The 19,791-nt window shown below is 66.3% G+C and carries 15 protein-coding genes and 1 tRNA gene; 5 read left to right on the top strand and 11 right to left on the bottom strand.

Annotation, left to right across the window (positions count from 1 at the left end):
- Positions 1 to 101 precede the first annotated feature (101 nt).
- Positions 102 to 809, bottom strand: a complete 708-nt coding sequence (locus tag ASE34_RS05210; RefSeq protein ID WP_056277198.1) for a FadR/GntR family transcriptional regulator — start codon at positions 807 to 809, stop codon at positions 102 to 104.
- A gap of 138 nt (positions 810 to 947) precedes the next feature.
- Here ASE34_RS05210 and ASE34_RS05205 point away from each other — a divergent pair, with 138 nt between their 5' ends.
- Genes ASE34_RS05205 through ASE34_RS05195 form a run of 3 tightly spaced genes read left to right on the top strand, consistent with a single transcriptional unit; the run spans position 948 to position 3,415 of the window.
- Complete coding sequence (locus tag ASE34_RS05205) at positions 948 to 2,357, top strand: GntP family permease (RefSeq protein WP_372984322.1); 1,410 nt, start codon at positions 948 to 950, stop codon at positions 2,355 to 2,357.
- Positions 2,358 to 2,364: 7 nt separating this feature from the next.
- Positions 2,365 to 2,883: a gluconokinase gene (locus ASE34_RS05200; RefSeq protein WP_056277196.1), complete on the top strand. Its 519-nt coding sequence runs from the start codon at positions 2,365 to 2,367 to the stop codon at positions 2,881 to 2,883.
- Between the two features lie 31 nt (positions 2,884 to 2,914).
- Positions 2,915 to 3,415 carry a hypothetical protein gene (locus tag ASE34_RS05195; protein WP_056277193.1) on the top strand — a complete coding sequence of 167 codons (501 nt, stop codon included), beginning with the start codon at positions 2,915 to 2,917 and terminating at the stop codon, positions 3,413 to 3,415.
- Here ASE34_RS05195 and ASE34_RS05190 read toward each other — a convergent pair.
- Genes ASE34_RS05190 through ASE34_RS05180 form a run of 3 tightly spaced genes read right to left on the bottom strand, consistent with a single transcriptional unit; the run spans position 3,405 to position 5,047 of the window.
- The gene (locus ASE34_RS05190) at positions 3,405 to 3,878 is read right to left on the bottom strand and encodes a heme-binding protein (protein ID WP_053098916.1); all 474 of its coding nucleotides are present in this window, start codon (positions 3,876 to 3,878) and stop codon (positions 3,405 to 3,407) included. The two genes, ASE34_RS05195 and ASE34_RS05190, sit on opposite strands and share 11 nt — an antisense overlap.
- 26 nt (positions 3,879 to 3,904) lie before the next feature.
- Positions 3,905 to 4,768 (bottom strand): FHA domain-containing protein, encoded by an 864-nt coding sequence (locus tag ASE34_RS05185; RefSeq protein WP_053098915.1) that lies wholly within the window; start codon positions 4,766 to 4,768, stop codon positions 3,905 to 3,907.
- A gap of 12 nt (positions 4,769 to 4,780) precedes the next feature.
- On the bottom strand, positions 4,781 to 5,047 hold the full coding sequence (locus ASE34_RS05180) for a hypothetical protein (RefSeq protein ID WP_053098914.1): 267 nt from the start codon (positions 5,045 to 5,047) through the stop codon (positions 4,781 to 4,783).
- A 218-nt stretch (positions 5,048 to 5,265) separates the two neighbouring features.
- Here ASE34_RS05180 and ASE34_RS05175 point away from each other — a divergent pair, with 218 nt between their 5' ends.
- Entirely contained in the window at positions 5,266 to 5,859 is a 594-nt protein-coding gene (locus ASE34_RS05175) for a fasciclin domain-containing protein (protein ID WP_056277191.1), read from the top strand.
- A gap of 561 nt (positions 5,860 to 6,420) precedes the next feature.
- Here the strand turns inward: ASE34_RS05175 and ASE34_RS05170 are convergent.
- Together ASE34_RS05170 and ASE34_RS05165 are read right to left on the bottom strand one after the other, a co-directional pair.
- Positions 6,421 to 6,505: transfer RNA gene (locus ASE34_RS05170), tRNA-Tyr, on the bottom strand.
- Between the two features lie 86 nt (positions 6,506 to 6,591).
- Positions 6,592 to 7,521, bottom strand: coding sequence for a carbohydrate kinase family protein (locus ASE34_RS05165; protein ID WP_056277189.1), 930 nt, complete (start codon positions 7,519 to 7,521; stop codon positions 6,592 to 6,594).
- 85 nt (positions 7,522 to 7,606) lie between these two features.
- On the opposite strand from ASE34_RS05165, the gene ASE34_RS05160 reads away from it, so the two are divergent.
- A complete protein-coding gene (locus ASE34_RS05160) occupies positions 7,607 to 8,197 on the top strand; it encodes a hypothetical protein (protein ID WP_053098903.1) in 591 nt (196 codons plus the stop codon).
- A 91-nt stretch (positions 8,198 to 8,288) separates the two neighbouring features.
- Here ASE34_RS05160 and rpoC read toward each other — a convergent pair whose 3' ends face one another.
- The 5 genes from rpoC to ASE34_RS05135 all read right to left on the bottom strand — a co-directional run bounded on the left by rpoC (position 8,289) and on the right by ASE34_RS05135 (position 19,723).
- Positions 8,289 to 12,164, bottom strand: coding sequence for a DNA-directed RNA polymerase subunit beta' (rpoC, locus tag ASE34_RS05155; protein ID WP_053098902.1), 3,876 nt, complete (start codon positions 12,162 to 12,164; stop codon positions 8,289 to 8,291).
- Between the two features lie 85 nt (positions 12,165 to 12,249).
- A complete protein-coding gene (locus tag ASE34_RS05150; protein ID WP_053098901.1) occupies positions 12,250 to 15,753 on the bottom strand; it encodes a DNA-directed RNA polymerase subunit beta in 3,504 nt (1,167 codons plus the stop codon).
- A gap of 268 nt (positions 15,754 to 16,021) precedes the next feature.
- The gene (locus tag ASE34_RS05145) at positions 16,022 to 17,722 is read right to left on the bottom strand and encodes an ABC transporter ATP-binding protein (RefSeq protein ID WP_056277185.1); all 1,701 of its coding nucleotides are present in this window, start codon (positions 17,720 to 17,722) and stop codon (positions 16,022 to 16,024) included.
- Positions 17,719 to 18,684, bottom strand: a complete 966-nt coding sequence (locus tag ASE34_RS05140; RefSeq protein WP_053098899.1) for an ABC transporter permease — start codon at positions 18,682 to 18,684, stop codon at positions 17,719 to 17,721. The genes ASE34_RS05145 and ASE34_RS05140 overlap by 4 nt, the downstream gene beginning before the upstream one ends.
- 34 nt (positions 18,685 to 18,718) lie before the next feature.
- Complete coding sequence (locus ASE34_RS05135; protein WP_053098898.1) at positions 18,719 to 19,723, bottom strand: ABC transporter permease; 1,005 nt, start codon at positions 19,721 to 19,723, stop codon at positions 18,719 to 18,721.
- Positions 19,724 to 19,791: the final 68 nt, after the last annotated feature.

The following is a 19,791-nucleotide window of genomic DNA, read 5'->3' as shown; positions in this document are numbered from 1 at the left end:
CGCGAAACTCTCCGCGATCCGATCGTAGGTCTGCGAATGATTCCGGAATACTGCGAAAGCCGACGTATACCGAGATATCGGCTGAGTATGCCGCTCTTCGGCTATTCGGCAGCGCGCTGCATCGCCTCGTCGGCCTCCATGACGATGCTCCGCATCGCTGACGCGGCGGCATCGGCATCTCCGCCCGCAACCGCGAACGCGACATCCCGATGCCACTGCACAGCGCTCTGATTGGCCACGTGCGGCATGAGGTCATGCGCCGTGCGCCCCCTGAGCACCGCCTCGACCATGCCGCCCAGAGCGGCGAGCATCCGATTGCCGGACGAATCCAGCAGAAGACGGTGAAGCCTGATGTCCGCGGCGAGGTAGCGCTCTCGGTCGGCCTCGTGGTCCTCCTCGCTCATCGCGACGACGAGTGAGACGAGCTCGACCTTCTGTTCCGACGTCGCGTTCACCGCAGCGAGTCGCGCAGCGAGCGGTTCGATCACGGAACGGAGCTGGCTGAGCTCGCGAAGCTGCTCATCGCGACCGGGGCCCGCGAGTCGCCACGCGATCACCTCGGGCGCGTAGACGTTCCAATCGGCCCGCGGCCGCACCTCGACACCCGATTTCCGCCGCACCCAGACAAGACCGAAGGACTCGAGGACCCGCACCGCCTCACGGGCGGCGGAGCGGGACACTCCCCGCTCCTGAGCGAGCTCCACCGTCAGCATCCGCGAGCCCGGGGGGTGCTCGCCGTCGACGATCGCGCGACCGAGCTCGGCGACGAGCGAGTCGTGGACAGGGCTTGCAGGGCCGGCGACGGTCATATGTCGAGTATGCCCGCCACAGGGTCGTTGACGTGGGACGTCTCAGGCGATTGTTTCGGTTATGTTGCGCATGACGTGGTATGCGTGCTTATTATGTACGGCATAAGGTCGTAAACCACGCCCGGATCAAGGAAGCTCATGGCACTCTTCACCCCCGCCGCCGACGCGCTCATGACGGCAGTCGCCGACACGGCAGCCCCTGACCGCCCCGCCGGTCAGCTGATCACCGCCGCAGTGCTCGGGATCGCGATCATCATCGTCCTCATCACGTGGGTGAAGCTGCATCCCTTCCTGTCGCTCACCATCGGCGCGCTCGCCACCGGCGCGATCGCCGGCATGGACATCGCGGCATCGGTCACCAGCTTCTCGACCGGATTCGGCACCACGATGGGCGGGGTGGGAATCCTGATCGCCCTCGGTGCCATCTACGGAAAGCTCCTCGCCGACTCGGGTGGTGCCGACCGCATCGTCGATACGCTCGTCAGCCGTGCCAGCGCACGGTCGCTGCCGTGGGTCATGGGACTCATCGGTGCGGTCATCGGTCTCCCGATGTTCTTCGAGGTCGGCCTCGTGCTCCTCGTGCCGGTCATCATCCTCGTCGCACGGCGCTCCGGGGCGCCACTCATGCGCATCGCGATCCCGACGCTCGCCGGCCTCTCGGCCATGCACGGCCTCGTGCCGCCGCACCCGGGCCCGCTCGCCGCGATCGACGCGCTCGGAGCCAACCTCGGCCTCACCCTCGCCTTCGGTGTGATCGTCGCGATCCCCGCCGTGATCATCTCTGGGCCGCTGTTCGCCCGCTTCGCCGAGCGCTGGGTCGACGTCCCCGTCCCCGAGCTGTTCGTGACGGACGAGGACGAGGGCATCGAGCAGCGTCGCCGCCCGTCGTTCGGTGCGACGCTCTTCAGCATCCTGCTCCCCGTGTTCCTCATGCTCGCCAAGGCTGTCGCCGACATCTCGGCCGCAGGCTCCGACGCCCCGTGGAAGGTCGCGCTCGACTTCCTCGGCACGCCGGTCATCGCCCTGCTCATCGCCGTGCTCGCCGGATTCTTCATCCTCGGCCGCGGCGCCGGATTCGACCGCACGAAGATCAACGACATCGTCGGCTCGTCGCTCGGTCCCATCGCCGGCATCCTGCTGATCGTCGGCGCGGGTGGCGGATTCAAGCAGGTGCTGGTCGACACCGGCATCGGCAACGTGATCGCCCAGTTCGTCTCCGGGTCGTCCGTCTCCGTGCTGATCCTCGCGTGGCTGGTCGCCGTCGTCATCCGCATCGCCACGGGATCCGCGACCGTCGCGACGATCACCGCCGCCGGCATCCTGCAGCCGCTCACCGAGACCCTCGACTCCCCCATGGTCGCGCTGCTGGTGCTCGCGATCGGCTCGGGCTCGGTGTTCCTGTCGCATGTCAATGATGCGGGTTTCTGGCTCATCAAGGAGTACTTCGGCCTCAGCATCCCGCAGACTCTGAAGTCATGGACAGTACTCGAATGCCTCATCTCCGTCACCGGTCTCGCCGGCGTCCTCGTCCTGAGCATGTTCGTCTGAGCGCGCCATGATGTCCGTCAACGCACCTGTCCTCGTCTTCATGGGCGTCGCCAGCACCGGAAAGTCGACCGTGGCAGCGATGCTCGCCGGCCGTCTCGGATGGGCGTTCGAAGAGGGCGACGACCTGCATCCCGAGGCGAACGTCGCCAAGATGGCTGCCGGCCACGCTCTGAACGACGAGGACCGCTGGCCCTGGCTCGACCGCATCGCCGAGTGGATCGATGAGCGCATCGACGCCGGCGAGCCCGGCATCGTGACCTGCTCCGCCCTGCGACGCAGCTACCGCGACGTGCTTCGCCGGGATGCGGTCACGTTCGTGCACTTCGCCGGCGAGCGCGAGCTGATCCTCGAGCGGATGCTGCGCCGCCAGGGGCACTTCATGCCCGCCACACTGCTCGACTCGCAGTTCGCGACGCTCGAGCCCCTGGAGGCGGACGAGCGGGCCATCGAGATCGACATCGCTCTGACGCCGGCTGCGCAGGCCGCTCAGATCGCGTCACGGCTGCGGTTGCACCCGGACTACTGAGACGATGCCTCGGCCCGCGACACTCTGAGTCATGAAGAACTCGATGCGGCGCGCTGTGCGGATCCTGGTCGCGGCGACGACGCTCAGCGTCGGGCTGACCGGCTGCTCGTCCTCCTCCGGCGGAACTCAGCCTGCGAACGATGCGTCGACTGCTGAGACGCCCCTTGGCGCCGGTTCGGTCAGCGACGCCCCTCGTGCGAGCCCTCTCAGCTGCGATGGCGTGGCTGTGATGTTGACGGTCGATCCGCTGTCAGCCACCGCCGGGCAGACGGTCTCCGTGTCAGTGCATCCCCCCGAGTGCCTCGACGAGCTCTGGGCCGGCGAGGTGATCATCCGCTCCCCCGAGGGCGATCTGCGCACCGGTTCACGTCTCGAGGTCGGAGCGACCTCGGTGTCGGTCGAGGTGCCGCCCGATCTCACGGGGACGCCGATGCTGATGCTCGTACCCGATCTCGATTGCGAGCGATCAGGTGCGACCGGCGACTGCCACTATCCATACGCGGAGATCGAGATCCGCGCCGCTACTCCGTGAGCAGACCCAGCCCTGCGATCCCCTCGACGACCAGGTCGTGGTCGTCCGATGACGGAAGTCCCGACACCGTCGCGACCGCGACGACACCCACACCGTCGACGCGGATCGGCACCGACCCACCCGCGACCGCGTAGACGACCGGATCGAGCCATCCCGGCTCGTACATGTCCCGGCCGCCATTCTCGATGCGCGCTTCGAGCAGAGCCGTGCTGGTCTCGAACCTGAGAGCGGTCGCCGCCTTCTTCGCCGCCCATGCGTCGTTGTCGGCCGTCGCGCCCGGCAGAGATGCGTGGAAGAGGACCCCTGACGGGGTGCGCACGTCCACGGCGACCGGGTGGCCCTCGGCCAATGCCCGTTCTGCGATCGAGCGACCCAGCTCCCATGCGTCCCTGCGGTCGAAGCGGCGCAGGACGAGTTCGACGTGCTCCTTCTCGAGCTGCGCGATCCGTGTCTGGTCACTCATGTCCGGTACCTCTCGTGTGCGTCTGTTCAGCCGAGTTCCCCCGATCCGTACGGTCGAATCGGCTGCTGCCTCTGGAAGGCGTACTCGCCACCCTGACGCCCTCCGAAGGGGCGTCCGTGATCGGCGAACTCCTCACGATAGAACGCCAGCCTCCAGGATCCGATCTCGATCCGCGATCCGGTGCGCAGAATCCGGGCATCCTCCGAGCTGTGCGGCAGATTGGGCCGCCCGCCGCCGGTGGGGGCGTACGAATACAGGACGTACTCGTCGTCCTCGTTGTGGCGGACTTCGGCGTGCAGCGCCTCCACTCCCTCGAGCCGCAGGTCGGCGTCCTTGCCCGAGCCGATGGTCGTCCGTCCGGGAAGGAGATCGAACTCACGCGGCCTGGTGCTGTTCCAGTCGCCGTTCCCGACCGCGAAGATCAGCCGTGGTCGACCGGATCCGGGAAGGTAGTGGGTGGTCGTCACCCGCCGCGGCACCCGACGTGCCAACGTGGGAACGAGGGGGAAGAGAGTGGGCGGCGGGGCGGGGAGGCGGAACCGGCTGCCATCGTCCCGGTGCTTCACCTCCGAGAGCAGCGCCGACAGATGTCCGAGCCTGATGTGCGACGACCCGGCGATCGCACGGCCGACAGGCCCTGACCTGACGTCGCCGAGCTGGAGCAGAGTCCCCTTCGGCCCTTCCACACGCACGCTGAGGCCTCGTCGCGACAAGGCATCGGCGAGAGGTGCCAGCTGCGTGAGCTCGCGGCGACCCATGCCGGTGAGGCCCGCAGTGGACTCGAACGAGATGACGACCTCCCGACCCGCGGCACGCACCGTGAAGCGAGTCGGAGATGCGCCGTCCGAAGCGACGTGCTCGACCTTCAGGTCGATATCGAGACGGATCATGGTGGCAGGCCGTCAGGCCGGCCGGCTCTCGCCGGACTCGCTGTCGCTGGTCGTCACGCGCAGCGTGCCGTTGAACTTCCACGTCGCGCGAGGTGCATCCGGCCCGATGTCCCGAGGGACTTCCACGGTCATGTCCTCGAACGTGTAGTTGACCGCCGCTCCGCGACCGGTCAGATAGGCCCACATCTCTCGGCCGAGATCCGTCCAGTCCGTGATCGATGCTCCACTCGGCCCCGAGGCCTCGGAGAACAGTTCGGACGTTTCCTTCTCATCACTCATGGGGTGCTCCTTCGCTGGTGCCCGGTGGTGTTGAAGCGATTATGCGCGCCCCCGATCACTCTGTCCATATGTTTTTGAATACAGTCCAGAAATTGTCTTCCGCTCTCCGAGGCAGCTCAGAGAAACTTCGCGGCCGGTGCATCCAAACGGTGGTGACCAGCGGAATAACCCTGTGTCACGACCCTCGCCGTGACTCCGATCGACAATGGAGTTGAACGATGACTGGAAAGATCCGCGCCTCCCTCGCAGGGGTGGCCGCACTCGCCCTCGTCCTGACCGCCGCGCCCGCACAGGCCGCAGAGACAGCACGCCCCTCGGGGAACATCGTCGATGTTCTCGTCACCGCCTCAGGAGGAGGCGCTCCAGACCGAAACGCCAACGACTACGACCTGCTCGTCCAGGCGGTGCTCGCCACCGGCCTCGACAGCACGCTCGCAGATCCGGCGGGAACGTTCACCGTCTTCACTCCGAACGATCGAGCCTTCCTGCGGCTGGTGTCCGACCTGACGGGCACCGCACCCGCATCCGAGGCGGCGGCACTGACCACGCTCACGACCGCCTTCACCACCGACCAGATCGCCGACATCCTGCTTTACCACGTCGTCGCGGGCAAGAAGCTGGGCCCGATCAAGGTCATCACGTCGAAGTCGCTCACCATGGCCAACGGCGGGGTCGTCCGGCCGCGCGGCGTCTTCTTGCGTGACGAGAGCCCCACCCTGCGGGACCCGGCCCTGGTGCTGTGGCGCGTGAACATCACCGCGAACAATGGAGTGATCCACACGATCGATCGCGTCCTGGTTCCTGCGATGTGAGCACGCCGTGAAAGAGAAACGCCCCCGAGGACGGGGCGTTTCTCCGGCTCGTGGATCTCGTGATCGAGAACGACGAACAGGTGGTGGGGTTTTCCCGTATCTCCTCCCCGAGTCCTACCCTTTACAGGGATCGGGGCCCGCGATTCCTACGCGTTTCCCACGCGTTGCTTTCGCGATTCCCACGGATACCCCCGACTGCCCTACTCCTGCTTGAGGTGCCAGCGGGCGAAACTCAGGATTCGGCCGCGGCGCCGTCGTCCTCAGGTTCTGGCTCTCCCCAGGGGATCGCCTACCTGAGGGCCTGCTACGTCGAGACTGAGCTCGCCCTGCGACGCTCTCGTCGTGCCTGTTGTCTCATCGGTTGAGCTGCCACTGCCCAACGGTCGCGCACAGTGCGACCCAGCCAGCCCAGGGACCTCTGGGCGGCCTGCCGACAGCTCACGCAAGAAGCAGAACTGGCACCGAAACGAGGAAAGCCCCCGGTATTCCCGGGGGCTTTCCTCGTTTGACCTGGCATTCTGAGATACGAGAACAAAATCCTCGAGATCCGGGAATACCCCATGGTGGCGAGTGAGGGATTCGAACCCCCGAATGCTGAGCAGTCTGATTTACAGTCAGATCCCTTTGGCCGCTTGGGTAACTCGCCAGAGCGCACCCGTCCGACTTCGACAGCCAACCGGGGGCACGATAGATAATCATACCTGCCGAGGGCAAGCGTGAGAAATCGAACGCTCAGCTGCCGAACACGCCGCGATCGGCGTCAGCGATCGACTCCGGAGTCCGCAGCAGGCCGCCCTCGGCTCGGCACGTCGCAGCGGCCACATCCATGGCTCGATCGAGCAGGTGCTGCCAGCCTTTCGCATCGGAGGGTGTCCCCTGAGCAAGGCCGGCCGCCACGGCCGCGAGAGTCGCATCTCCGGCTCCCACGGTGTCGACGACGCGACCGGGCAGCGTCGAGATGGGCGCCGTGACGATGCCGGCATCCGACTCGAGGGCTGCACCATCGGCGCCTGCGGTCGCGAGCACCGCGCTCACCCCGAGCGCGCGCAGCCGCGCCCTCAGCGCATCGAGATCGCCGTCGTAGAGGAGAGCCGCATCATCGGCGCCGATCTTGACGATCGACGCTCCTGCGGCGGCGCGCTCGAAGCCCTGCACGAACTCGGCACCGTCGCTCAGCATCCCCGACCGTGGGTTCGGGTCGACAGCGAGGCGAGTGTCGCCGACGGCGTCGAGCAGGGCGTCGACCTCACCGGGCACGTCGAAGGGGAAGCAGCTGACGGCCACGAGATCCGAATCGGCGATCGCACGGACAGCCTCGTCGGAATAGCGGATGCTGCGCCGCTGCGCGGCCTCGTTGAACACGTAGAGGGGCTCGCCGTCGGGACCACGCTGCACGATCGCCCGGGACGAGCCCAGCGGCGCCTCGCTGGCGATCAGCCGCACGTCGTGATCGTCGAGGTATTCGCGAATGTGCGCCCCCGCTTCGTCGTCCCCGACCATCGCGATCAGGGTGGTCGGCACACCGAGCCTGCGAAGACCGACGGCGACGTTCAGTGCCGCGCCGCCGACCAGCTCACGCACCCCGCCGACGTCGTGGATCTCGTCGATCAGCGCGTCTCCGACGACGACTGCACCGGGCAAAAGGGAGGAATCATCACTCATTCCGCCGACACTACCGCGAGAGCGGCTTCCGCGGCGGTTCGGTCAGCCTCCCTGCATGGGCTGGGCACAGCGCTACGGTGAGCGCATGAACGCTCGAATCGCCGCCGGCGCTGCGGCTCTCCTGCTCCTCGCCGTGCTCACCGGCTGCGATCCGACCGGTTCGGGCACCACGCCGTCGAACGATTCCGCTGAACCGTCGTCGAGTCCGGGACCGGACGAATCGGAGAGCCCGTCGCCCTCCCCCACACCGACAGAGACTCCGATCGCTCTGCCGACCGACTGCAGGGCGATCCTCTCGGACGACGTGCTCGCACAGCTCGAGGGAGTGCCACTCAATGACGCGGCCTTCGGACCGTCCGGGGTAGGAGACGACGGCGAGCTCACCTGCATCTGGGCGGATCCGAGGGCGGACACCACCCGGCTGGTCACCACCATCTCCCTGATGAACCGAGGGCCGGCCCTCGACATGCTGAACGCTCTCGTGGCCGACGAGGGCTACACGTGCTTCACTCCCGACGGCGGCACGCGCTGCGAGAAGACCTGGCAGAACGAGCAGTACCCTGTCACCGACGGTCGCACCCTCTTCTGGCGGGACGACGTGCTGATCGACTCCCAGTACTCGAATCTCGCGCCCGAGGGATACACCTCGAGCATCGTGGCGCACCTCTTCGACTGATCCGTCGCCCTGTCCACGGCAGGCACCCCGGATCCGGGCATGAAGAAGGCCCCGGGCGAATCGCCCGGGGCCTTCTCACTCACTCACTCGATCAGTTGTACGTACCCGGCGTGATGTCGTCCGTCGAGAACGCGTCGAAGTCGACGTAACCGAAGTCGCCGTCGGCGTACGCACCGTCGGATGCGAAGATCCGGTTCGGGTAGCGCTCGCTCTTGGCTTCCTCCGTCGCCTCGACCGTGACGTCGCGGTACTTCGAGAGACCGGTTCCGGCGGGGATGAGCTTTCCGATGATGACGTTCTCCTTGAGACCGACCAGCGGGTCGCGCTTGCCCTCCATGGCGGCCTGCGTGAGAACGCGGGTCGTCTCCTGGAAGGAAGCGGCCGACAGCCACGACTCGGTCGCGAGCGACGCCTTCGTGATACCCATCAGCTCCGGACGGCCGGACGCGGGGCGCTTGCCCTCTGCCACAGCCTCGCGGTTGATCGCCTGGTAGCGCTTGAGGTCGACCATCTCACCCGGGAGCAGGGTCGTGTCGGCGTGATCGACGACGGTGACCTTGCGGAGCATCTGACGGACGATGACCTCGATGTGCTTGTCGTGGATCGGCACACCCTGCGAGCGGTAGACACCCTGGACGCCGCCGACGAGGTAACGCTGCACCTCGCGGGCACCCATGACGCGCATGACCTCCTTGGGGTCGAGCGTTCCGACCAGGAGAGGCTGACCGACCGTGACGTGCTGACCGTCCTCGACCAGAAGCGTCGCACGCTTCAGGACCGGGTAGATCACTTCCTCGTCACCGTTGTCGGGCGTCAGGATGACCTTCTTGGCCTTGTCCGTCTCGTCGATCGTGATGCGGCCATCGGCCTCGGCGATCGGCGATGCGGCCTTCGGGGTGCGAGCCTCGAAGAGCTCCTGCACGCGGGGCAGACCCTGCGTGATGTCATCTGCCGACGCCGAACCACCGGTGTGGAACGTACGCATCGTCAGCTGGGTACCGGGCTCACCGATCGACTGTGCCGCGATGATGCCGACGGCCTCGCCGATGTCGACGGTCTTACCCGTCGCGAGCGAACGGCCGTAGCACTGCGCGCAGACACCGACGGCGGAGTCGCAGGTGAGGACCGAGCGCACCTTGATGCTCTCGACACCGAGACCGACCAGCTTGTCGATGAGAACGTCACCCACGTCGTCGCCGGCAGAGGCGAGGACCTCGCCCTTGCTGTCGACCACGTCGGAGGCCAGCGTACGAGCGAACACCGAGTTCTCGACGTTCGCGTCGCGCACGAGCTCACCCTGCGAGTTCGGAGCGGCGATCGGGAGCTCGAGGCCCTTCGACGTGCCGCAGTCCTCTTCGCGGATGATGACGTCCTGCGAGACATCCACCAGACGACGGGTCAGGTAACCCGAGTCGGCGGTACGCAGAGCGGTGTCGGCGAGACCCTTACGGGTACCGTGCGTCGCGATGAAGTACTCCGCAACCGACAGACCCTCGCGGTACGAGGAGATGATCGGACGCGGGATGATCTCACCCTTGGGGTTGTTCACCAGACCACGCATACCGGCGATGTTCCGGATCTGCAGCCAGTTACCACGAGCACCCGACGACACCATGCGGTTGATGGTGTTGTCCTCGGGGAAGTTGGCCTTCATCGCAGCCTGGACCTCGTCGGTCGCCTCGGTCCAGATCTTGATGAGCTCCTGACGACGCTCGACGTCGGTCGTGAGGCCCTTCTCGTACTGGGACTGGACCTTCGCGGCCTGCTTCTCGTAGCCCGCGACGATCTCAGCCTTGTTCGGCGGCGTGAGGATGTCGCTCAGGGCGACGGTCACACCCGAGCGCGTGGCCCAGTAGAAACCGGCGTCCTTGATGCGGTCCAGCGACGCAGCCGTCTCGACCTTGGGGTACTCCTCGGCCAGCTTGTTGACGATCTGCGACAGCTTGTTCTTGTCAGCCTGCTCGCGGACGAACGGGTATCCCTTGGGCAGCGTGTCGTTGAAGATCGCCTGACCGAGCGATGCGTCGACGAGACCGTGACGCTCGTAGCCCTCGGGAGCTTCGCCCTCGAGGAACGTGAGACCCGGGATGCGGATGCGGACCTTGGCCTGCAGGTCGAGGGTTCCCTCGTCCTTCGCCAGGATCGCCTCGCCCACCGAACCGAATGCACGACCCTCACCGGCTGCGCCCGCCTTGACCGTGGTCAGGTGGTGCAGACCGATGATCATGTCCTGCGAAGGCAGGGTGACCGGGCGTCCGTCGGACGGCTTCAGGATGTTGTTCGACGCGAGCATGAGCACGCGGGCCTCGGCCTGAGCCTCGACCGACAGCGGCAGGTGGACAGCCATCTGGTCACCGTCGAAGTCGGCGTTGAACGCCGCGCAGACGAGCGGGTGCAGCTGGATGGCCTTGCCCTCGACGAGCTGAGGCTCGAAGGCCTGGATGCCGAGACGGTGCAGCGTGGGCGCACGGTTGAGCAGCACCGGACGCTCGCGGATGATCTCCTCGAGCACGTCCCAGACCTCGGGACGCGTGCGCTCGACGGCGCGCTTGGCCGCCTTGATGTTCTGCGAGTGACCGAGGTCGATCAGGCGCTTGATGACGAACGGCTTGAAGAGCTCCAGCGCCATCTGCTTGGGCAGACCGCACTGGTGCAGCTTCAGCTGCGGACCGACGATGATGACCGAACGGCCCGAGTAGTCGACGCGCTTGCCGAGCAGGTTCTGGCGGAAACGACCCTGCTTGCCCTTCAGCATGTCGCTGAGGGACTTCAGGGCACGGTTGCCGGTACCGGTGACGGGACGACCACGGCGACCGTTGTCGAACAGTGCGTCGACGGCCTCCTGCAGCATCCGCTTCTCGTTGTTGACGATGATCTCGGGAGCACCGAGGTCGATCAGACGACGAAGACGGTTGTTGCGGTTGATCACACGACGGTAGAGGTCGTTGAGGTCGGAGGTCGCGAAGCGGCCACCGTCGAGCTGCACCATCGGGCGCAGCTCCGGCGGGATCACCGGAACGACGTCGAGGACCATGGCGGCCGGGCTCATGCCGGTCTCCAGGAACGAGTTGACGACCTTCAGACGCTTGATCGCGCGGATCTTGCGCTGGCCCTTGCCCTCGGAGATCTGCAGGTGCAGGCTCTCCGCCTCGGCTGCCAGGTCGAACGCCGCGAGGCGACGCTGGATCGACTCGGCGCCCATGTAGGCCTCGAAGTACTGACCGAAGCGGTCCTGGAGCTCGTGGAAGACGTCGTCCTCGGGACGCAGTGCGCCGACCTCGAGCGTGCGGAAGTCCTCCCACACGCGCTCGAGCTTGGCGATCGCCTCGTCGGCACCCTTGCGGATGAGCGACATCTCCTTCTCGGCGGCGTCCTTGACCTTCTTCTTCGCGTCGGCCTTGGCGCCCTCCGCCTCGAGGGAAGCGAGCTCCTCCTCCAGGCGAGCCAGGCGCTCGGCGATCTTCGCGTCGCGACGGTCTCCGAGCGTCTTCAGCTCGAGACGGATGTTGTTCTCCTGCGTGCCCAGGTCGCGGTGACGAGCATCCTCGTCGACCGAGATGACCATGTAGGCGGCGAAGTAGATGACCTTCTCGAGGTCCTTCGGCGCCATGTCGAGCAGGTACCCGAGACGCGAGGGAACACCCTTGAAGTACCAGATGTGGGTGACGGGAGCGGCGAGCTCGATGTGACCCATGCGCTCACGACGGACCGAGGACTTGGTGACCTCGACGCCGCAGCGCTCGCAGACGATGCCCTTGAAGCGGACACGCTTGTACTTGCCGCAGGCGCACTCCCAGTCGCGGGACGGGCCGAAGATCTGCTCTCCGAAGAGACCGTCCTTCTCCGGCTTCAGGGTGCGGTAGTTGATGGTTTCAGGCTTCTTGACCTCGCCGTAGGACCAGGCGCGGATGTGGTCCGCGGTGGCCAGGCCGATGCGAAGCTCATCGAAAGTGTTTGACTCGAGCACAAATTCTCCTGTGTAGGAATTCTTCTGAAGAAATCGGGGAGGTGGGCCGCCGACCGGGCGTGACGCGCGGTCGGCGGCCTGGACCTTAGATCTCGTCGATCGAGGCGGCCTCGAAGCGGCTGGAGATGTTGATGCCGAGTTCCTCCGCAGCGCGGAAGGCCTCGTCGTCGGTGTCACGCAGGTTGACGAGCGTGCCGTCTGCCGAGAGGACCTCGACGTTCAGGCAGAGCGACTGCATCTCCTTCATGAGCACCTTGAAGGACTCGGGGATGCCGGGCTCCTGGATGTTCTCGCCCTTGACGATCGCCTCGTACACCTTGACGCGGCCGAGGATGTCGTCGGACTTGATCGTGAGGAGCTCCTGGAGCGCGTATGCGGCGCCGTAGGCCTCGAGGGCCCACACCTCCATCTCACCGAATCGCTGGCCACCGAACTGCGCCTTACCACCGAGCGGCTGCTGGGTGATCATCGAGTACGGACCCGTCGAACGTGCGTGGATCTTGTCGTCGACCAGGTGGTGCAGCTTCAGGATGTACATGTAGCCCACCGAGATCGGCGCCGGGAACGGCTCACCGGAGCGGCCGTCGAACAGCTGCGTCTTTCCGGTCGAGTCGATCAGGCGGATGCCGTCACGGGTCGGGGTGGTCGCGTCGAGGAGACCGGAGATCTCCTCCTCGCTCGCACCGTCGAACACCGGGGTCGCGACCTTGGTGCCGGGGGCAGCCTCGAACGCGTCCTTGGGGAGTCGCGCAGCCCACTCCGGGGTGCCTTCGACCTTCCAGCCCTGCTTCGCGATCCACCCGAGGTGGGTCTCGAGCACCTGGCCGAAGTTCATTCGACCGGGGATGCCCAGCGGGTTCAGGACGATGTCGACCGGGGTTCCGTCCGCGAGGAACGGCATGTCCTCGATCGGGAGGATCTTGGCGATGACACCCTTGTTGCCGTGACGCCCGGCGAGCTTGTCACCCTCGGTGATCTTGCGCTTCTGGGCGATGTAGACCACGACGCGGCGGTTGACACCGGAGCCGAGCTCGTCGTCGCCGTCCTCGGCGTTGAACTCCTTGACGGCGATGATCGTGCCCTGCTCGCCGTGGGGCACCTTGAGAGAGGTGTCACGGACTTCGCGGCTCTTCTCGTTGAAGATCGCGCGGAGCAGACGCTCTTCCGCCGACAGCTCGGTCTCGCCCTTCGGCGTGACCTTGCCGACGAGGATGTCGCCGGGGCGGACCTCGGCACCGATGCGGATGATGCCGCGCTCGTCGAGATCCTTCAGGAGCTCGGGGCTGACGTTGGGGAGGTCACGGGTGATCTCCTCCTTGCCGAGCTTCGTGTCGCGCGCGTCGACCTCGTACTCCTCGATGTGGATCGAGGAGAGGGTGTCGTCCTTGACCAGGTCCTGGCTCAGGATGATCGCGTCCTCGAAGTTGTAGCCCTCCCACGTCATGAACGCGACGAGGAGGTTCTTTCCGAGTGCCAGTTCGCCGTTCTCGGTGGCGGGGCCATCGGCGATGACCTCTCCGACCTCGACGCGGTCGCCCTCGTTGACGACGACCTTCTGGTTGTACGACGTGCCCTGGTTCGAGCGGTCGAACTTGCGCAGGTGGTAGTCCTGCGTTCCACCCTCGTCGAGCATGACGGTGACGCGGTCTGCGGAGACCTCGGTGACGACACCCGGCTTCTCAGCCGTGAGCACGTCGCCGGCGTCGATGGCCGTGTAGCCCTCCATACCGGTTCCGACGAGCGGCGAGTCGCTGCGGAGCAGCGGCACAGCCTGACGCTGCATGTTGGCGCCCATGAGTGCGCGCTGTGCGTCGTCGTGCTCGAGGAAGGGCACGAGCGAGGTCGCGACCGACACCATCTGGCGCGGCGAGACGTCGATGTAGCCGATCTCCTCCGGAAGGAAGAGGTCCACCTCACCGCTACCGCCCTTGGGGCGCGCGAGGACGTGGCTCTCGCGGAAGCGACCGTTCTTGTCGAGCGGGGCGTTCGCCTGTGCGATGTTGAAGTCGACCTCTTCGGAAGCGGTCAGGTAATCGATGTGCTCGGTGACGACGCCACCCTCGACCTTGCGGTACGGGGTCTCGATGAAACCGAACGAGTTGATGCGCGCGAACGTCGCGAGAGCACCGATCAGACCGATGTTCGGGCCTTCAGGGGTCTCGATGGGGCACATGCGGCCGTAGTGCGACGGGTGGACGTCACGGACCTCGACGCCTGCGCGGTCACGGCTCAGACCACCGGGGCCGAGAGCCGAGAGGCGGCGCTTGTTGGTCAGACCCGCGAGCGGGTTGTTCTGGTCCATGAACTGCGACAGCTGCGAGGTTCCGAAGAACTCCTTGATCGCGGCGACGACGGGGCGCACGTTGATCAGGGTCTGCGGCGTGATCGCCTCGATGTCCTGCGTGGTCATGCGCTCGCGGACGACGCGCTCCATGCGGGACAGACCGGTGCGGACCTGGTTCTGGATCAGCTCGCCGACCGCGCGGATGCGACGGTTGCCGAAGTTGTCGATGTCATCGGTCGCGATGCGGATGTCGGCCTTCTTGCCCGAGCGGATGCCGGGGAAGGTCTCTTCCGTGCCTGCGTGCAGACGCACGAGGTACTTGATCGTCGCGACGATGTCCTGAACCGTGAGGACCGAGTCGGTCAGCGGAGCGTCGAGACCGAGCTTGTGGTTGATCTTGTAACGACCCACCTTCGCGAGGTCGTAGCGCTTCGGGTTGAAGTAGAAGTTGTCGAGGAGCGCGCGGGCGGCCTCGGCGGCGACCTGCTCGCCCGGACGCAGCTTGCGGTAGATGTCGCGGAGCGCATCTTCCTTCGTGACGATCGTGTCCTTCGCGAGCGTCTCCTCGATCGAGGTGTAGCCGGCGAACTCCGTGAGGATCTCCTCGCTGGTCATGCCCAGCGCCTTGAGGAACACGGTGACCGACTGCTTGCGCTTGCGGTCGACGCGCACGCCGACCTGGTCGCGCTTGTCGATCTCGAACTCGAGCCATGCACCACGGCTCGGGATGACGCGAGCCGACACGATGTCCTTGTCGGACGTCTTGTCGGGGGTCTTGTCGAAGTAGACACCGGGCGAACGCACGAGCTGCGAGACGACGACGCGCTCGGAGCCGTTGATGATGAACGTTCCCTTGTCGGTCTGCAGCGGGAAGTCGCCCATGAAGACCGTCTGGGTCTTGATCTCACCCGTGAGGTGGTTCATGAACTCGGCCTCGACGTACAGCGGAGCGGCGTACGTCTTGCCGCGCTCCTTGCACTCCTCGATCGAGTACTTCTCCGGCTCGAGGTAAGGGTTGGTGAACGACAGCTGCATCGTCTCGCCGAGGTCCTCGATCGGAGAGATCTCCTCGAAGATCTCGCCGAGACCGCTGTTCTCGTTCACGTCGGTGCGGCCGGCCTTCTTGGCCTCTGCGACTCGAGCCTTCCAGGCGTCGTTGCCGACGAGCCATCCGAAGGATTCCGTCTGCAGAGCGAGAAGGTCAGGGACCGTCAGCGTGTCGGAGATCTTGGCGAACGAAAGACGGGAAGCTCCGCGTCCGTTCTTGGTGGTGGTGGATGTGGATGCGTTGCGAGCAGCAGCCAAGGGAATAACCTCCGTGAGCCCCGCAGGGCTTCTCGATTCCTTTGTCGTCAGGTGGAGTGTGCGCTCAAAGACTCAACGAAATGCCGACCACCATATGAGGGCACGGAGAAGCGAGCGCAACTACCAACTATACGCGCGATCTTGCGACATGGCAAGCGCAATCCTTGACCTTCTTCGGATGCTGCGGTAATGGCACCCGGAAGCGTCGTCCGCCGACCCGGTGCGCCCGCCCCGGAGCTCGCGCTCGGGGCGGGACGCATCGTCGTCGTCAGGAGGCGATGTTGAGTTCGTTCCCCGGGATCGACGCCAGCAGACGTCGCGTGTACGGGTCTCGAGGATTCGTGAAGATCTCCTCCGAGGATGCCGCCTCGACGAGCGAGCCGTCCTTCATCACGCATACGTAGTCGCTGATCAGGCGGACCACGGCGAGGTCGTGGGAGATGAAGAGATAGCTGAGTCCGTACTCGGTCTGCAGGTCGCCCAGCAGGTTCAGGATCTGATCCTGCACGAGGACGTCGAGCGCTGACACCGGTTCGTCGCACACGATCAGCTCGGGCGAGAGCGCGAGTGCACGGGCGATCGCGACACGCTGCCGCTGACCGCCGGACAGCTCGGACGGATACCGGCGCAGCATCGACTGCGGCAGCGCCACGTCGTCGAGCAGCTGCCGGACGCGCTTGCGCCGATCGGCGCCGCTCCCCCGCTTGTAGAAGTCCAGCGGCTCGGAGATGAGGCGCTCGATGGTGAACATCGGATTCAGGCTCGAGTACGGATCCTGGAAGATCGGCTGCACCTTCTGCCGGAAGTCCCGGGTCTCCGCACGGGTGAGCGAGGATACGTCCTTTCCCTCGTAGCGGATGAGACCGCTCGTCGGCTCGATGATCTTCAGCAGCATCCGCGCGGTCGTCGTCTTGCCCGAACCGGACTCGCCCACGATCGCCACCGTCTCGCCGCGCGGGATGGCGAGCGACACGTCGTTCACGGCGACGAAGTCCTCTTTCTGCCCACGGACCGGATAGACCTTGGTGAGGTTCTCGATCTCGACGATGTTGTCCGCTGTCGGCAGGGCGAGCGCGCTCGAGGCATCCTCGGCTGCGTTCGGATCGGACGGACGCTCCTCGGCGTGGAACGCCTCCGGGCGCAGACGCGCGGCAGCCACCGACGGCGCCGCCTGCACGAGCGACTGCGTGTAGGGGTGCTGCGGATTCTCGAGGATCTGCTTCGCCGGCCCTTGCTCGACCACCTTGCCGCGGTGCATCACGATGACGCGCTCGGCACGCTCGGCCGCGAGTCCCAGATCGTGCGTGATGAGCAGCACGGCGGTGCCGAGCTCGCGCGTCATGTCGCCGATCTGGTCGAGGATCGTCTGCTGCACCGTCACGTCGAGCGCGCTCGTCGGCTCGTCCGCGATCAGCAGGCGCGGTTTGCACGCCAGGCCGATCGCGATCAGCGCGCGCTGGCGCATGCCGCCGGAGAACTCGTGCGGGTACTGCTTCGCGCGCTTCTCGGGATCCGGCAGTCCGGCGGCTGTCAGCGCCTCGACGACCTTCTGCTGCACGTTCTGCCTGGTGGCGAGTCCGTGGGCGAGCAGGGTCTCGGCGACCTGGGTGCCGATCTTCGCGACCGGATTCAGGTTCGACATGGGGTCCTGCGGCACGAGGCCGATGTCGCGCCCGCGGATGGTGCGCAGCTCGCTCTCGGGAGCGCGGGTGATGTCCTTGCCGTCGAGGCGGATGCTGCCGCCGGCCACGCGCCCGCCACCGGCGAGCAGGCCGATGATGGCCATGGCAGTCGTCGACTTGCCCGACCCGGACTCCCCCACGATCGCGACGGTCTGGCCCGGCGCGATCTCGAGGTCGACTCCCTCGACGGCGTGCACGACGCCGTCCATGGTGGCGAAGTCGACCGCCAGCCCTTCGACGGACAGCAGCGGAGCGTCCGTGGTCCGTGTCTCTTTCGCAGCGTTCATCGTGCTCTCGTCCTCGGGTCCATGGCCTCGCGCAGGGCTTCACCGAACAGGGTGAAGCCGAGCGCGGTGACCGCGATGCAGATGCCGGGCAGGAATGCCAGCCATGGCGCGATGGCCAGCTCGGCCTGCGCGTAGGTGAGCATGCGGCCCCACTCGGCCGTCTCGGGGCGACCGCCGCCGAGACCGAGGAACGACAGCGCCGCCGCATCGATCACCGCCGTCGCGAGCGTGAGCGTGCCCTGCACGATGACAGGTCCGATGGCGTTCGGCAGCACGTGCGACATGGTGATCTGCCCGCGACCGAGCCCCAGCGTCTGGGCCGAGAGCACGTAGTCGCTCGATCGCTGCTGCAGCATCGACGCCCGCAGGAGGCGGGCGAAGATCGGAACCTGGGATGCTCCGATGGCGATCATCACCGCGAAGGGCGTCTGGCCCAGGATCGCGGCGATCGAGACCGCCAGCAGCAGGTTCGGCACCGACAGGATGATGTCGACGATGCGCATGATGAGGGTGTCGACCCATCCGCCGAACGTGCCGGCGAGGAGTCCGAGGATCATTCCGCCGACCAGACCGAGCGCGGTCGAGATCACACCGATCAGCAGCGACGCCTGCGCGCCCCAGATGAGCTTGGAGAGCACATCGCCGCCGAAGCGGTCGAGCCCGAGGGGGAACTCCGGCAGCTCCCCCGGACCGGGGATGTGCGTCGGCGTGATGTACTTCGCGCCGGGCAACGCCGTCTCGGGGTACGGGGCGAGCAATGGCGCGAGCACCGAGACGAGGACGAACACCAGCACGATGCCGGCGCCGATCCAGGCCGTCGGGTTGCGGCGGAGGCGGCGGAACACGTCGCGCCAGAACCCCCCGGGCCCCTCTTTGAGGCCGGCCTGATTCACGGCGACCGTGTCGACGACCGAGCCGCTCGCCGCGGACGGACCCTGCGCGGGTGGGAGCGAGATGGTCATGACGCCACCCCCTTTCGGAGAACGAGACGGATCATCACTGCACCCGCACTCTCGGATCGATGAAGCTGTACGACACATCGACGGCCAGGTTGATCAGCGCGTAGGCGATCGCGATGAAGATGATGAACCCCTGCAGCACGGGGAAGTCCCGTGTGAAGATCGCCCTCGCGAGGAAGGACCCGATGCCGGGGAACGCGAAGACGGTCTCGGTGAGCACTGCCCCCGAGATCAGGAGCCCGGTCTGCAGACCGATCGTCGTGATCACCGGCAGCATCGCGTTGCGGAGGATGAAGCGACTGCGCAGCGTCGACGAGCCGACGCCCTTCGCCCGCCCCGTCCGCACGTAGTCCGCGTTCTGCACTTCGAGCACGCTCGCCCTGGTGATGCGGACGATGATCGCGAGCGGGATGGTGCCGAGCGCGAGTGCCGGGAGCACCAGGTGCATGAGGGCATCCCAGGAGGCGTCGAACTCGCCGGTGATGATGCCGTCCCACACATAGAACCCCGTCGGATGGGTGGCGTCTATTCGTGGATTCTGCCTGCCGTCCGACGGCAGCCAGCCGAGCTGCACGGCGAACACGTACTTGAGGATGAAGGCGAGGAAGAACACCGGGATGGTGATGCCGATGAGACTCAGCACGACCGACGCGTGGTCGGTGAACTTGCCGTGGCGGCGAGCGGCCCAGTATCCGAGCGGGATGCCCACGCCGACCGCGAAGATGAGCGCGACGACGCTCAGCTCGATCGTGGCCGGGAATCGGCGGAAGAACTCCTCCGTGACCGGCCGGTTGGTCTGGATCGATGTGCCGAAGTCGCCCTGCAGCAGGCGGCCGACCCAGATGAAGTACTGCTCGATGATGGGCTTGTTGAAGCCGTAGAGCTCGTTGACCCTCGCGATGGCCTCGGGTGTCGCCTTCTCGCCGAGAAGCGCGACGGCCGGGCCGCCGGGGAGGGCCCTGACCCAGGCGAACAGCAGGATGCTGAGGCCGATCAGGGTGGGGATGAGGAAAAGCAGTCGTCTGCCGATGGTGCGCAGCAAGAGGTCTCCGTTGATCAGAAGGTACGCCGGGCCCGGGTCCCCGCGACGAGCGCGGGGACCCGGGTGGG

Source organism: Microbacterium sp. Root280D1, from assembly GCF_001428975.1.
Lineage (GTDB): Bacteria > Actinomycetota > Actinomycetes > Actinomycetales > Microbacteriaceae > Microbacterium.
The sequence above is the reverse complement of the archived record's forward strand: the minus strand, read 5'-3'. Positions and strand labels throughout refer to the sequence as shown.